The organism is Pantoea sp. CCBC3-3-1 (genome assembly GCF_007981265.1).
Taxonomy (GTDB): Bacteria; Pseudomonadota; Gammaproteobacteria; order Enterobacterales; family Enterobacteriaceae; genus Erwinia.
The window spans coordinates 3,873,530-3,887,627 of record NZ_CP034363.1; the positions used below are offsets into that span (position 1 = coordinate 3,873,530).

The following is a 14,098-nucleotide window of genomic DNA, read 5'->3' on the forward strand; positions in this document are numbered from 1 at the left end:
AAAAAGCGGTGGCTTTCGCCACCGCTTCTCGCATCTACATCGAAAGCGCCTTGCTTATTCGCGGAACAAGGCTTCAATATTCAGTCCCTGAGCCTGCAGGATTTCCCGCAGACGACGCAGACCTTCAACCTGAATCTGACGGACACGTTCGCGAGTCAGACCGATTTCGCGGCCCACATCTTCTAACGTAGCGGCTTCATAGCCCAACAGGCCGAAGCGACGCGCCAGAACCTCACGCTGTTTGGCGTTCAGTTCGAACAGCCATTTGACGATGCTTTGCTTCATATCATCGTCCTGGGTGGTATCTTCCGGGCCGTTATCTTTCTCGTCGGCCAGGATATCCAGCAGCGCTTTCTCAGAATCTCCGCCTAACGGCGTATCAACTGATGTAATGCGTTCGTTGAGACGCAGCATACGGCTGACATCATCAACGGGTTTATCAAGCTGCTCGGCAATTTCTTCTGCGCTTGGTTCGTGATCCAGCTTGTGGGCCAGTTCGCGAGCAGTACGCAGATAGACGTTCAGCTCTTTAACAATGTGAATTGGCAGGCGAATCGTACGGGTTTGGTTCATGATAGCCCGTTCGATGGTCTGACGAATCCACCAGGTAGCGTAAGTAGAGAAACGGAATCCTCTTTCAGGATCAAATTTCTCTACCGCGCGGATTAAGCCGAGGTTACCTTCCTCAATCAGATCCAGCAAAGCCAGACCACGATTGCTGTAACGACGGGCAATCTTCACTACCAGACGTAAGTTACTTTCAATCATACGGCGACGGGACGGAACGTCCCCACGCAGTGCACGACGAGCGAAGAATACCTCTTCCTCAGCCGTGAGGAGCGGAGAATAACCAATCTCTCCCAGGTAAAGCTGCGTTGCATCTAATACACGTTGCGTAGCGCCTTGCGACAACAGCTCTTCTTCAGCTATATCGTTATCAGCAGGTTCGTTTCCGACAAGAGCCTTCTCATCAAAAATCTCAGCTCCGTTTTCGTCGAATTCCGCGTCTTCATGTAACTCATTAACTTTCAGCGTATTCTGGCTCATAAGCGGCTCCTACCCGTGATCCCAGGGCAGAACACCAGGGTTCTGCCGGATTATCGCTGCGGTAAATAACGCAACGGGTTTACGGATTTCCCCTTGTAACGAATTTCAAAATGCAATCTAACCGAACTCGTGCCGGTACTGCCCATGGTCGCAATCTTCTGACCCGCTTTAACTTCTTGCTGCTCGCGGACCAGCATCGTGTCGTTATGGGCGTATGCACTCAGGTAATCATCATTATGTTTGATGATAATCAAGTTACCGTAACCGCGTAACGCATTCCCGGCATAAACAACGCGCCCTGAGGCGGTTGAGACGACGGGTTGCCCTCGCGATCCCGCGATATCAATACCTTTATTGCCACCTTCGGAAGCAGAGAAGTTATCAATGATCTTCCCGTCAGTCGGCCAACGCCAGCTTCCCACTGGAGTACTGCTGTTCGTTGTACTGCTGACGGTCGGTGCGGTAACCGGCGCTGTTGTCGTTGCAACAGTATTAGTGCCGGATGAAGGTAACATTTTGCCTTCACTTGGTTTACCTGAATCCTCAGAATACGTAATAACTGGCTGGTGCGCAACCGTTGCGCCTTTCATTTGTGAAGTGGTCGGCTGAGTCGGTACGCCACCCGATGTGGCATCGGCTGCGGTAATTGCGTTGCCGCCAGTGAGGGTACCACCGGAGCCATTACTAACCTGCAACTGCTGGCCCACGTTGAGACTGTATGGCGCAGTGACGTTATTTCGTTCCGCTAAATCGCGGAAATCGTTCCCGGTAATCCAGGCAATATAGAACAGCGTATCACCGCGTTTAACGGTATAAGTTTGTCCGCTGTAGCTACCTTTAGGAATATTCCCATACGCGCGGTTGTACACGATGCGACCATTTTGTGTAACAACGTTTTCACTTTGACCGGAGGCTACGGGAGCAGATGAACGCGTGGAGATCGCCGGAGGACGGCCAATCAGCCCACCGCCGCCTTCGCTGGTTTGCGCATTATTACCGCCGCCAACGGAGCTGATAGGGGCCTGTGAATTGTTGCTGGAACAGCCAGCCAACCAAAATCCAACAAGTGAAAGCGCCGCAATCCGGCGTAACTTAAGTACTGGGCTTCCCGTGCTCATTTATATCCCCCGTTACGGCAAAACTGTGATAACTGTCCGGATGCAGGCCACTTAGCTGGCATCCGCAGTATTAAATTCTGAATGGATGAGATAGTAACAATATCGTGGTTCAGGTGCCATTCACAGATGTGACCAATTGCGTATCGGCGTCAGGCCAGGTCGCCCTGCACTAACGGCACAAAACGCACCGGCTCGATCGTTTCCACCCTGTACTCGCTGCCCTTGCGGGTGATGCGCTTCAATTCCTGCTGCTCTTCGCCAACCGGCAGCACCAGCACCCCGCCTTCATCCAGCTGGTTAAGCAGCTCAACAGGGATTTCCGGGGGAGCCGCGGTAACGATAATGGCATCAAATGGCCCTTTTGCCGGCCAGCCCTGCCAGCCATCAGCGTGGCGGGTGGAAACGTTGTGCAGATCGAGCTGCTTCAGGCGACGTTTGGCCTGCCATTGCAGACCTTTGATACGTTCAACGGAGTAAACATGCCCGACCAGATGCGCCAGGATAGCGGTCTGATAGCCCGATCCCGTACCAATCTCCAGCACGCGAGACGTGGGCTTAAGCGCCAGTAGCGAGGTCATTTTCGCCACAATATAAGGCTGAGAAATGGTCTGCCCGGAACCGATCGGCAGCGCCATGTTTTCCCAGGCATTATGCTCGAAAGCCTCGTCGACAAACCGCTCGCGCGGCACCTCTTCCATGGCTTTCAGCAGCAGCTCATCGTCGATCCCCTGCTGACGCAGCTGCGCCAGCAGTGTATCAATGCGTCGCATCACCATTCGCTGCCAACCTCGGCACTAACCAACCATGCAGCAACAACCTCCTGCGCGTTATGGGCAGTGAGATCGACGTGCAGCGCAGTGACCGAAACATAGCCTTCATCCACGGCAGCAAAATCGGTATCCGGACCGGCATCGAACTTGTCGCCCGGCGGCCCAATCCAGTACATCGTGTTGCCGCGCGGATCCTGCTGTGCAATAACCTGATCGCTGGGATGGCGACTGCCGCAACGGGTCACACGAATACCTTTGATTTCCGCCAGCGGCAGATCGGGAACGTTAATATTGAGGATGCGGCCAGTGCGCAGCGGTTCACGCTGCAAAGCGCGCAAAATTGAACAGGTGACGGCCGCAGCGGTATCGTAATGTTGATGGCCATCAAGCGAGACAGCCAGCGCGGGCAGTCCCAGATGACGCCCTTCCATTGCCGCCGCCACCGTACCGGAATAGATGACGTCATCACCGAGGTTCGGCCCGGCATTGATGCCGGAGACCACGATATCGGGTTTTGGGCGCATCAGCGTGTTAACGCCCAGATAGACGCAATCGGTCGGCGTCCCCATTTGTACAGCAATATCACCGTTGGGATAGCTGAAAGTACGAAGCGGCGTTTCCAGCGTCAGTGAGTTAGACGCCCCGCTACGATTGCGATCCGGCGCGACCACCTGCACTTCCGCAAATTCACGCAGCGCGGTAGCCAGCGTTTGGATACCGGGAGCATGAATACCGTCATCGTTACTCAGCAAAATTCGCATCTGAACTTCAACCTCTTGATTTCAATATGCTATCTATCATACCACGCTTTATGCATCCTGCCGCCTGCGGGTTAATCACAGCGGCAGAAGGTCAGTTCAGGCGGGATGTTCTGGAATGAGCAAACTGCATTCTATCGTGAGGAAAGCAACAGTACCAGGCGCAGTGAACCGGCTTATTCGTCAATACTGACTTCTTCGTGCTGATTCAGAATTTCACGCACCACGCTGGTAGCGAAGCTTCCGGCCGGCAGCCAGAAATTCAGTTCAACGGTGACATCATCCCACCAGCTCCAGCCGAGATCGCGCGGGATGACCAGCACTGCGCGCCGGGCAGCATCCACTTTCTCGCGTTCAATAAGGCCGATCAGATCGGCTTCACCTGCAAGGCTCTGCTGCTCAAAAGCCAGCGCTTCGCCCTGAGTGCCCCAGTCGCCACTGCCCGGCAGCGGAGCGGTAATGCGAAGCTCGTTGTTATCTACGCGCGCCTGAAGGGAAGCCAGCTCCGCTTCGTCGGCAACAAACCAGCTGCCGCGCCCGGTGAGCTGAAGCGCATCGCCCGGCATCACTTGAGTCAACGAGCCCTGCTGCGTCAGGCGATCGCTCGCGATCTGATTGAACAGCACGCTACGGGCGGCAGACAGGATAAAGCTGCGTTTATTGCGCTCACGAACGCGAATTTCATCGGCTGCCCAGCGTTTCGCCATCGTCAGATTGTTGCCGTCACGTCCAAAGCGCTGTTCACCAAAATAGTTAGGCACGCCGGCGACGGCAATCTGTTTCAGCCGCTGCTCTACCGCTTCCCGGTCAGAAACCTGACGCAAAATCAGCGTAAAAGCATTGCCCTGTAGCGCACCGGTACGCAATTTACGGCGGTGACGAGCGCTTTCCAGCACCTCGCAGCCTTCCAGATCAAACTTAGTGAAGTCAGGGGTTTCTTTACCAGGAACACGCAGGCAAAACCACTGCTCGGTGACTGCATGGCGATCTTTCATGCCGGCAAAGCTGACATCACGAGGATGGACACCGGCGAATTTTGCCAGCGCCTCGGCGACAAAACGGGTATTGCAGCCGTTTTTACGGATGCGAACCAGCACCTGCTCGCCCTCGCCGTCTGGCCGATAGCCCAGATCTTCGATAACGATAAAGTCTTCCGGGTTCGCCTTCACCACGCCGCTGGCCGCAGGCTGACCGTACAGCCATTGCAGAGTGTTGACCGTCATTAGGCAGCCGCCTTCATCAGTAGCGCGACAGCTTCACAAGCGATGCCCTCGCCGCGACCGGTAAAGCCCAGTTTTTCGGTGGTGGTGGCTTTTACGTTGACATCGTCCATATGGATGCCGAGATCTTCAGCGATGTTGATGCGCATTTGCGGCACGTGCGGCAGCATTTTAGGGGCCTGAGCGATAATCGTGACGTCCACGTTGCCAATGCGATAGCCTTTCTTCTGAATCTGACGCCAGGCTTCGCGCAGCAGCTCGCGGCTGTCAGCGCCTTTATAAGCCGCGTCCGTGTCCGGGAACAGCTTGCCGATATCACCTAGCGCCGCCGCACCCAACAATGCATCGGTCAGCGCGTGCAGCGCGACGTCGCCGTCAGAATGCGCCAGTAAGCCCTTTTCATAAGGAATTCGCACGCCGCCAATAATCAGCGGGCCTTCGCCGCCAAACGCGTGAACATCAAAACCGTGGCCGATACGCATTATGCGTTCTCCTTAATCTGTCGTTGAGTCAGGTAAAACGTGGCCAGCGCGAGATCTTCTGGCCGCGTCACCTTTATATTATCGCTGCGGCCTGCGACCAGTTCAGGGTGATAGCCGCAATATTCCAGCGCTGAGGCTTCATCGGTAATCACCGCGCCTTCGTTGAGCGCGCGTTGCAGGCAGTTACGCAGCAGGTCGAGCGGAAAAAGCTGCGGCGTCAGAGCGTGCCAAAGCGCCTCGCGATCGACAGTATGCGCGATTGCAAGACCGGCTGATTCCGCTCGTTTCATGGTGTCGCGGACCGGTGCCGCAAGGATACCGCCAACCTGACTGGTTGCGGTAAGCGCCAGCAGGCGCGTAAGGTCGTCGGGATGCAGGCAAGGACGCGCGGCGTCATGTACCAGCACCCAGCGTGAGGAAGATGCTGCCTGCAAACCGGCCAGAACGGAGTCGGCCCGCTCTTTGCCCCCCGCCACGCTGATAATGCGCGGGTCGTTAGCAATGGGCAGCGTAGAAAACCAGGGATCGTCCGGACTGATAGCGACGATAATGCGGCAAATTCTGGGATGCGCCAGTAATCTGTCGAGCGCATGTTCCAGAATGGTTTTCCCCTGGATAGTCAGATACTGCTTAGGGCATTCAGCCTGCATCCGGCTGCCGATACCGGCAGCAGGAACAATGGCAATGACGTCCGGTTCGGTGCCTGCGATGTTCATGTTTTATCGTTGCTGACTGTTACCCTGCTGCACGTTTCGTCTGTTTTGATCCGGCACCAGGCGATAGAAGGTTTCGCCGGGTTTGATCATCCCCAGCTCGTTACGTGCGCGTTCCTCAATTGCTTCAGAACCGCCGTTAAGATCGTCGATTTCTGCAAACAGCTGATCGTTACGCGCTTTTAGCTTCGCGTTACTGCTTTGCTGCACGGCAACATCTTCATTGACGCGCGTATAATCATGTATGCCGTTCTTGCCCAGCCAGAGCGAATATTGCAGCCAGCCGAGTAAAACAAGTAACAGCAGCGTAAGTTTTCCCATCCCCGCCCCCTGAAAAACGGCCCAATCATCCCACAACTTTTCCCCCGACTCCACTCCGACAGAGATTTAGCCGCGGATTAACGGATCGGTGAGCGTTTAGCGACCTGAAACAGGCAGGATTAAGCAAAGTTCTGTTACCGGTATGCGCATTCAGACATCAGATTTTGCCAGTGCGCAGGCAAACCTTCCGACAATCAGCGACAATTACCAGCCGCTCAGCAGCGTAAACAACAGCCAGAACAGCCCGACGACGACGACAATCGTGAGCAGGAGCGTCCAGATGAGATGACCGCGCAGCAGCACGCTGGCGACGATGCCGATCAGCACCGAGACCGGCAGCAGTGCCAGAAAGAAAGGCCAGGTGTACAGAAAGAAAAACAGCGTGTTGGAGCCGTAGAGTATGAAGGGGATCGCGAGGGCGAGCCAGTAGCAGGCAAAGCCGACAACCCCGCCGGGAAACGACCAGGAAATCTCTTCCTGGTCCCGGTCATCTTTACGGGCCAGCATGGGCGTAACGTTATGCATAAGTATCCTGTTGACGCGTGATACGGCCCGCTCTGAGGCGTTTTGCCGTGGCTATCTCAGGGCTTGATGATATCGCGACCGCGCAGCAGATCTAACACTTGAACCAGCAAATTTGTTACCAATTGTTCGCCGTCGAGGCGGATTTCCGGCTGTTCTGGCGCTTCATATACGGCGTCAATGCCGGTGAAGTTACGCAGCTCACCGGCACGCGCTTTTTTGTACAATCCTTTCGGATCGCGCGCCTCACAAATCGCCAGCGGCGTGTCGACAAAGACCTCAATAAAGCGGCCTTCGCCGAGCAGATCGCGGACCATCTGGCGCTCCTCACGATGCGGCGAAATAAACGCGCTCAGCACCACCAGCCCGGCATCCACCATCAGCTTCGCCACTTCGCCGACGCGGCGAATGTTCTCTTTACGATCGTCATCGCTGAAGCCCAAATCGCGGCACAGGCCATGGCGAACGTTGTCGCCATCCAGCAAATAGGTGCTGACGCCAAGCTGATGCAAAGCCTGCTCCAGCGCACCCGCAACGGTAGATTTCCCCGACCCCGACAGGCCGGTAAACCACAGCACCACGCCCTGATGGCCGTGCTGCTTTTCACGTTCCTCACGCGTCAGGGCATGGTCGTGCCAGATGACGTTTTCATCATGAGCGGCAGCCATTATTTGCCGCCTGACAGCAGATCGCGAGCGCCCCAGTGTGGGAAATGACGACGGACTAACGCGTTCAGCTCCAGCTCAAAGGCGCTGAAATTGCCGTTTTCCTGCACCGCCTCTTCCTGAGGTTCACGGATCATACCGGCACCCACCGTCACGTTGCTCAGACGGTCGATGAAGATCATGCCGCCGGTCACCGGGTTTTGCTGATACTTATCCAGCACCATCGGCTCATCGAAAGTCAGATCGACCAGGCCGATACCGTTCAGCGGCAGGCTTTCCACGCTCAGCTGCTTCAGGCTGTTGATTTCCACCTGATACTGCACTTTCTCAACGCGCGCGCGGGTTTTCTTACCGGCAATTTTAATGTCAAAACTCTGCCCCGGTACCAGCGGCTGTTCTGCCATCCAGACCACATCAACGCTGGCTGCCTGTACCGGCTTCAGCACGGCACCCGCTTCTACCAGCAGATCGCCACGGCTGATGTCGATTTCATCTTTCAGCACCAGCGTAATCGCTTCACCCGCCTGCGCTTCCTGCAAGTCGCCGTCGAAGGTGACGATGCGTGCAATAGAAGATTCCACGCCGGAAGGCAGCACTTTGACGCGCTGACCCACATGAACCGCTCCTGACGCCAGCGTCCCGGCATAGCCGCGGAAATCCAGGTTAGGACGGTTCACGTACTGCACCGGGAAACGCATGGGCTGCTGTTCCACCACGCGCTTCACTTCGACCGTTTCCAGCACGTCCAGCAGCGTTGGGCCGGTGTACCAGCTCATCGCTTCGCTTGGGCTGGCGACGTTCTCGCCTTCCAGCGCGGAAAGCGGCACGAAGCGGATATCCAGATCGTTCGGCAGCTGAGCAGCAAAGTCGAGGTAATCGGTTTTGATTTGCTCAAACGTCGCTTCGCTATACTCAACCAGATCCATTTTGTTGATGGCGACCACCAGATGCTTGATGCCCAGCAGCGTGGAGATAAAGCTGTGGCGACGCGTCTGGTCCAGCACGCCTTTACGCGCATCGATCAGCAGGATCGCCAGGTCGCAGGTTGACGCGCCGGTTGCCATGTTGCGGGTGTATTGCTCGTGTCCCGGCGTGTCGGCAATAATAAATTTACGCTTCTCGGTGGAGAAATAACGGTAAGCCACGTCGATGGTGATGCCCTGCTCGCGCTCGGCCTGCAAGCCATCGACCAGCAGCGCCAGATCCAGTTTTTCGCCCTGGGTGCCGTGACGCTTGCTGTCGTTATGCAGCGAGGAGAGCTGATCTTCATAAATCTGACGCGTGTCGTGCAGGAGACGGCCAATCAGCGTGCTCTTGCCATCGTCGACGCTGCCGCAGGTCAGAAAACGCAGCAGGCTTTTATGTTGCTGTGCGTGCAGCCAGGCTTCCACGCCGCCCTGATCGGCAATTTGTTGTGCAATGACGGTATTCATGTCGGCTCCTTAGAAATAACCCTGGCGTTTCTTCAGCTCCATCGAGCCGGACTGATCGCGGTCGATGACGCGCCCCTGACGTTCGCTGGTGGTGGAAACCAGCATCTCTTCGATGATTTCAGGCAGCGTTTGCGCTTCCGATTCCACCGCGCCGGTCAGCGGCCAGCAGCCGAGCGTGCGGAAACGCACCATGCGTTCTTCAATTTTCTCGCCAGGCTGTAAATCAATGCGATCGTCATCAATCATCATCAGCATGCCGTCGCGTTCCAGTACCGGACGCGGCGCAGCCAGGTAAAGTGGGACGATGTCGATATTTTCCAGGAAGATGTACTGCCAGATATCCAGCTCGGTCCAGTTAGAGAGCGGGAAGACGCGGATGCTTTCGCCTTTGTTGATCTGGCCGTTGTAGTTGTGCCACAGCTCAGGACGCTGGTTTTTTGGATCCCAACGGTGAAAACGGTCGCGGAAGGAGTAGATACGCTCTTTCGCACGCGATTTTTCTTCGTCGCGACGAGCGCCGCCGAACGCGGCATCAAAGCCGTATTTGTTCAGCGCCTGCTTCAGTCCTTCAGTTTTCATGATATCGGTATGTTTGGCACTGCCGTGCACGAACGGGTTAATGCCCATCGCCACGCCTTCCGGGTTGCGATGCACCAGCAGCTCTGCGCCAATCTCTTTCACCGTGCGGTCACGAAATTCGTACATTTCTTTGAATTTCCAACCGGTATCGACGTGCAGCAGCGGGAACGGTAGCGTGCCCGGATAAAATGCTTTACGCGCCAGGTGCAGCATTACCGAGGAGTCTTTTCCGATAGAGTACATCATCACCGGATTGCCGAACTCTGCCGCCACTTCACGGATGATATGGATACTTTCCGCTTCCAGTTGACGCAGGTGGGTGAGTCGTTTTTGATCCATAACTTTTCCTCAAGCCAAATTCACAACAGCCGACTCGCGTCCGGCCTGCTGCGCTGAATGTTGAAACCACGCCAGCTGCTGATGCAGGTTAACCACTTCCCCGATCACTAACAGGGCTGGCGTTGGCGCGCGTTGCGCGAGTCCTTCTAATTCTTCCAGCGTGCCGGTCAGCACTTGCTGATCCTGACGCGTTCCACGGCCAATCACCGCGACCGGCGTGTGGGCATCGCGGCCATGGGCAATCAGCTGCGCCGAGATCTCAGCGGCTTTCACCGTACCCATATAAATCGCCAGCGTTTGACGGGCACGTGCCAGCGATGGCCAGTCCATGCCTTCGCCATCGGCGCGGCAATGACCGGTAATAAACAGTACGCTCTGAGCGTGGTCGCGGTGCGTTAGCGGAATACCGGCATAGGCGGTTGCGCCTGCGGCAGCCGTGACGCCGGGTACGACCTGGAAAGGAATGCCGGCCTCAACCGCTGCCTGCAATTCTTCGCCGCCGCGACCAAAGATAAAGGGATCGCCGCCTTTCAGCCGCACCACGCGTTTGCCCTTTTTCGCCAGCTCCACCAGCAGACGGTTGGTCTCGTGTTGGGGAACGGTGTGCGCATTAGCCCGCTTGCCTACGCAGATGCGGTCGGCATCCCGGCGTACTAAATCAAGAATTTCGTCGCTGACCAGATGGTCATAGAGCACCACGTCCGCCTGCTGCATCACCTGAAGGCCGCGCAAGGTCAGCAGGCCAGCATCGCCCGGGCCTGCGCCCACCAGGATGATTTCACCCTGATTCGACTGGGTGTCAGTCAGCTGGCGATCCAACGTCTGTTCGGCGCCCTGAACGTTGCCCGCAGCGACCTGGCTGGCAAACAGTCCGTTAAACGCGGTTTCCCAAAAGCGGCGACGCTCGGACATCTTGCTAAAGCGGTCTTTCACCTTGCCTCGCCAGCGACCGGCGATTTCCGCCATCTGTCCCAGATTAGCGGGTAACAGCGCTTCAAGTTTCTCACGCAGCAGGCGGGCCAGAACCGGCGCGGTGCCGCTGGAAGAGATCGCCACCACCAGCGGTGAGCGATCCACAATCGATGGAAAAATGAAGGAGCATTTAGGCTGATCGTCCACCACGTTAGCCAGTAGCCGACGCTCGCTGGCGTCATCGAAGACGCGGCTGTTGAGTTCACCGTCGTCGGTGGCGGCAATCACCAGGTAAACGCTGTCCAGCTGGCTGCTTTGGTATTCCTGAGCTATCCACTCGACCGCGCCGCTGTGGTGCAGGGACGACAGCTCTTCGCAAAGTTCCCGGGCAGCGATTTGCACGCGTGCGCCTGCGCGACGCAGCAGTTCGATTTTGCGCGCAGCAACATCACCGCCGCCAACAACCAGCACCGGTTTGTTTCGGATGTCTGCAAAAAGAGGGAGATAGTCCACGTCAGCCTTATCAAATAACAAAAAGTTAACGCGACTATACGGCCCCGGCTTAAGGCTTATGAAATTACTAATTGGAATGAGTAGTTCCCGAATGGAATAACGCCCTGGCAAAGCTAAGGACAAAATGTGCTTAACGGATGAAAAACCGGGGCTTTCAGAGAGAATGTAATTGTGCGCGCACGGTCACACTTTCATACTGTGACGGCAAAATATTTTCGCAAGATCGTCACAGGATGACGACTAAGGACGCTACATGTTTTCCCGACTCCGCCTGAGCGCGCTGGCCGCGCTGCTCGCTAGCGGTGCGATTTTCCCTCTTCAGGCGGCCACTAACGCCTGTGGCCATCTTGCCGAGCAGCAGTTGCGGCACATCGCGACCCGGTATCCGGGCCGTATGCCAGGTAGCCCGGCGGAGATGCTGAACGCAGACTACTTACAGCAACAGTTCCAGGCACTGGGCTACGACAGCAATAAACGAAATTTCACGCTTCACTATCAGTATAAATCACAGAATGGCCATCTGACGGACCATAACGCGACGGCGACCACGGTGATTGCCGCGCGGGCTGGCGAGGTGCCACAGCAGATTATTATCCTGACGCATGCCGATACGTATCTGCCGCAAAGCGACAGCGACAGGCAGCAGAATCTTGGCGGCCTGACGCTACAGGGCGTGGATGATAACGCTTCTGGCCTGGGCGTGATGCTGGAGCTGGCACAGCGCCTGAGTAAGGTTCCGCTGCATTACAGTTTGCGTTTTGTGGCGCTGAGCGGCGAGGAGCTGAATCAGCGCGGCGAGGAGGATTATCTCGCCCGTATGAAGCCAGAAGAGAAGAAAAATACGCTGCTGGTGATCAAACTCGACAGCCTGGTGGTTGGCGATAAGCTGTATTTCAACAGCGGCGTGAATACGCCCGAACCCGTGGCGCGGCAGACCCGAGATCGGGCGCTGGCCATCGCCCGCTCGGCCCGAATCGCCGTTTCTACGCGGGGTAAAGCAGTGAAAACCGAGCCTGCGGCAGATTTGTTTGATAAAGCGGGATTCCCGCTGTTGAGCGTGCGTGCCACTAACTGGGATCTGGGCAAACAGGATGGGAATCAGCAGCGAGCTATCAGCCACCACTTTCCGCAGGGTACCAGCCAACACCAGGCCGCTATTGATAATCTGACTTATCTTGACCGCTGGCTGCCTGGCCGTATTACCCAACGGATGCACAACAGCGTACGGATCCTGCTACCGTTGATTACCGAGCTGATTAATCCTAAAACCCCGTCAAAGGAGTCTTAATGTATATCGTTACGCTTAGCTATACCCGCCCGATGGAGGAAGTTGAAGCCGTTCTGGATGCGCATATTGCCTGGCTGGATACGTATTTTGACGCCGGTATTTTTATTACCGCGGGCCGTAAGGATCCGCGTACTGGCGGTGTGGTGCTGGTGCGGGATATCGATCGGGATCGGCTGAATGCCATTCTGGCAGAAGATGCTTTCCAGGCCGTGGCGGAGTATGAAGTGACGAAGGTGAATGTGACGCGGGCGACCGATGAATTTGCCGGGCTAGTGGGGATCTGAGTGGATGCCTGGGCGTTCGCTGTAAGCCGGTGGCTGGTGCTGAACACCGAAGCGCTCGCTGTAAGCCGGTGGCAGGTGCTGAACACCAAAGTGCTCGCTGTAAGCCGGTGGCTGGTGCTGAACACCAGGGCGTTCGCTGTAAGCCGGTGGCTGGTGCTGAACACCAAAGCGCTCACTGTAAGCCGGTGGCTGGTGCTGAACACCAAAGCGTTCGCTGTAAGCCGGTGACAGGCGCAAAGCCCTCTGGCCGTCCATAAAGACGCAAAAGACGTCGTCCATGACAGCTCGACCTGGGCCGTCCATGGCCCAGGACGCTTTATTCCCGGCCAGGGCGCTTTACGCTTTGAATTCAGGCGTCGTCGGTTATAAAAGGGCGGGATACTTTCCGCCCTTTTTACTACTCGTGCAGCCCGCACTCGCGCTTCAGGCCGAAGAAGCGGGTTTCTTCTTCCGCCATGCCCGGCTCCCACTTGCGTGTGGTGTGCGTGTCGCCTACCGACAAATAGCCCTGCTCCCACAGCGGGTGATAGCCCAGACCGTGTTCTTTAAGGTACTGGTACACCTGCTTGTTGTCCCAGTCGATAATGGGCAGCACTTTAAACACGCCGCGCTGTATAGCCAGCACCGGCAGGTTGGCACGGCTGCTGGACTGATCGCGGCGCAAACCAGCAAACCACGTCTGTCCATTCAGCGTTTCCAGTGCGCGGTTCATTGGCTCTACTTTGTTGATGTCGTTGTAGCGCTCAATGCCTTCCACGCCCTGCTCCCAAAGCTTACCGTAGCGCGCTTCCTGCCAGGCCGCGCTCTGTTCAGCGCGGAAGACTTTCAGGTTCAGGCCAAGCTTGTCGGTCAGCTCATCGATAAACTGATAGGTTTCAGGAAACAGATAGCCGGTATCGGTGAGGATCACCGGAATATCCGGTTTGATCTGGGAAACCAGATGCAGGCTTACCGCCGCCTGAATGCCAAAGCTGGAGGAGAGCACCGCTTCACCGGGCAGGTTTTCCAGCGCCCAGATCACGCGATCCTGAGCGGACAGCTTTTCCAGCTTAGTGTTAACTTCAGCGAGCGCCATTACGCGCTCCACTTTAGGCAAATCGTTCAGTGCTGCGAGATCGAGTACAGCCATTACAC

General features: G+C 56.4%; 17 protein-coding genes. 2 read left to right on the forward strand and 15 right to left on the reverse strand.

Going from position 1 to position 14,098, the window contains the following annotated elements:
* Nucleotides 1-54: 54 nt before the first annotated feature.
* The 13 genes from rpoS to cysG all read right to left on the reverse strand — a co-directional run bounded on the left by rpoS (nt 55) and on the right by cysG (nt 11,392).
* The gene (gene rpoS, locus EHV07_RS18080; protein ID WP_147199549.1) at nt 55-1,047 is read right to left on the reverse strand and encodes an RNA polymerase sigma factor RpoS; all 993 of its coding nucleotides are present in this window, start codon (nt 1,045-1,047) and stop codon (nt 55-57) included.
* Nucleotides 1,048-1,097: 50 nt separating this feature from the next.
* Nucleotides 1,098-2,165 carry a murein hydrolase activator NlpD gene (nlpD, locus tag EHV07_RS18085; protein WP_147199550.1) on the reverse strand — a complete coding sequence of 356 codons (1,068 nt, stop codon included), beginning with the start codon at nt 2,163-2,165 and terminating at the stop codon, nt 1,098-1,100.
* A gap of 149 nt (nt 2,166-2,314) precedes the next feature.
* Nucleotides 2,315-2,941: a protein-L-isoaspartate(D-aspartate) O-methyltransferase gene (locus EHV07_RS18090; protein ID WP_147199551.1), complete on the reverse strand. Its 627-nt coding sequence runs from the start codon at nt 2,939-2,941 to the stop codon at nt 2,315-2,317.
* Nucleotides 2,935-3,696: a 5'/3'-nucleotidase SurE gene (surE, locus tag EHV07_RS18095; RefSeq protein ID WP_147199552.1), complete on the reverse strand. Its 762-nt coding sequence runs from the start codon at nt 3,694-3,696 to the stop codon at nt 2,935-2,937. Before surE ends, EHV07_RS18090 begins: the two co-directional genes overlap by 7 nt.
* Nucleotides 3,697-3,869: 173 nt before the next feature.
* On the reverse strand, nt 3,870-4,916 hold the full coding sequence (truD, locus tag EHV07_RS18100) for a tRNA pseudouridine(13) synthase TruD (RefSeq protein WP_147199553.1): 1,047 nt from the start codon (nt 4,914-4,916) through the stop codon (nt 3,870-3,872).
* The gene (gene ispF, locus EHV07_RS18105) at nt 4,916-5,395 is read right to left on the reverse strand and encodes a 2-C-methyl-D-erythritol 2,4-cyclodiphosphate synthase (protein ID WP_147199554.1); all 480 of its coding nucleotides are present in this window, start codon (nt 5,393-5,395) and stop codon (nt 4,916-4,918) included. The genes truD and ispF overlap by 1 nt, the downstream gene beginning before the upstream one ends.
* Nucleotides 5,395-6,111 carry a 2-C-methyl-D-erythritol 4-phosphate cytidylyltransferase gene (gene ispD, locus EHV07_RS18110; RefSeq protein ID WP_174822364.1) on the reverse strand — a complete coding sequence of 239 codons (717 nt, stop codon included), beginning with the start codon at nt 6,109-6,111 and terminating at the stop codon, nt 5,395-5,397. Before ispD ends, ispF begins: the two co-directional genes overlap by 1 nt.
* A gap of 3 nt (nt 6,112-6,114) precedes the next feature.
* Nucleotides 6,115-6,429: a cell division protein FtsB gene (gene ftsB / locus EHV07_RS18115; protein WP_147199555.1), complete on the reverse strand. Its 315-nt coding sequence runs from the start codon at nt 6,427-6,429 to the stop codon at nt 6,115-6,117.
* Between the two features lie 204 nt (nt 6,430-6,633).
* Nucleotides 6,634-6,954 (reverse strand): DUF3561 family protein, encoded by a 321-nt coding sequence (locus tag EHV07_RS18120; RefSeq protein ID WP_147199556.1) that lies wholly within the window; start codon nt 6,952-6,954, stop codon nt 6,634-6,636.
* A 56-nt stretch (nt 6,955-7,010) separates the two neighbouring features.
* Nucleotides 7,011-7,619 (reverse strand): adenylyl-sulfate kinase, encoded by a 609-nt coding sequence (gene cysC / locus EHV07_RS18125; protein WP_147199557.1) that lies wholly within the window; start codon nt 7,617-7,619, stop codon nt 7,011-7,013.
* Nucleotides 7,619-9,049, reverse strand: a complete 1,431-nt coding sequence (gene cysN / locus EHV07_RS18130) for a sulfate adenylyltransferase subunit CysN (protein WP_147199558.1) — start codon at nt 9,047-9,049, stop codon at nt 7,619-7,621. The genes cysC and cysN overlap by 1 nt, the downstream gene beginning before the upstream one ends.
* 9 nt (nt 9,050-9,058) lie before the next feature.
* Entirely contained in the window at nt 9,059-9,967 is a 909-nt protein-coding gene (cysD, locus tag EHV07_RS18135; RefSeq protein ID WP_147199559.1) for a sulfate adenylyltransferase subunit CysD, read from the reverse strand.
* 9 nt (nt 9,968-9,976) lie between these two features.
* A complete protein-coding gene (cysG, locus tag EHV07_RS18140) occupies nt 9,977-11,392 on the reverse strand; it encodes a siroheme synthase CysG (protein ID WP_147199560.1) in 1,416 nt (471 codons plus the stop codon).
* A gap of 253 nt (nt 11,393-11,645) precedes the next feature.
* Here cysG and EHV07_RS18145 point away from each other — a divergent pair, with 253 nt between their 5' ends.
* Together EHV07_RS18145 and EHV07_RS18150 are read left to right on the forward strand one after the other, a co-directional pair.
* Nucleotides 11,646-12,680 carry an aminopeptidase gene (locus tag EHV07_RS18145; RefSeq protein WP_147199562.1) on the forward strand — a complete coding sequence of 345 codons (1,035 nt, stop codon included), beginning with the start codon at nt 11,646-11,648 and terminating at the stop codon, nt 12,678-12,680.
* On the forward strand, nt 12,680-12,964 hold the full coding sequence (locus tag EHV07_RS18150) for a YciI family protein (protein WP_147199563.1): 285 nt from the start codon (nt 12,680-12,682) through the stop codon (nt 12,962-12,964). Before EHV07_RS18145 ends, EHV07_RS18150 begins: the two co-directional genes overlap by 1 nt.
* Here the strand turns inward: EHV07_RS18150 and EHV07_RS18155 are convergent.
* On the reverse strand, nt 12,950-13,243 hold the full coding sequence (locus tag EHV07_RS18155; RefSeq protein WP_147199565.1) for a hypothetical protein: 294 nt from the start codon (nt 13,241-13,243) through the stop codon (nt 12,950-12,952). The genes EHV07_RS18150 and EHV07_RS18155 overlap by 15 nt on opposite strands.
* A 118-nt stretch (nt 13,244-13,361) precedes the next feature.
* Entirely contained in the window at nt 13,362-14,093 is a 732-nt protein-coding gene (cysH, locus tag EHV07_RS18160; protein WP_147199567.1) for a phosphoadenosine phosphosulfate reductase, read from the reverse strand.
* Between the last annotated feature and the right edge of the window lie 5 nt (nt 14,094-14,098).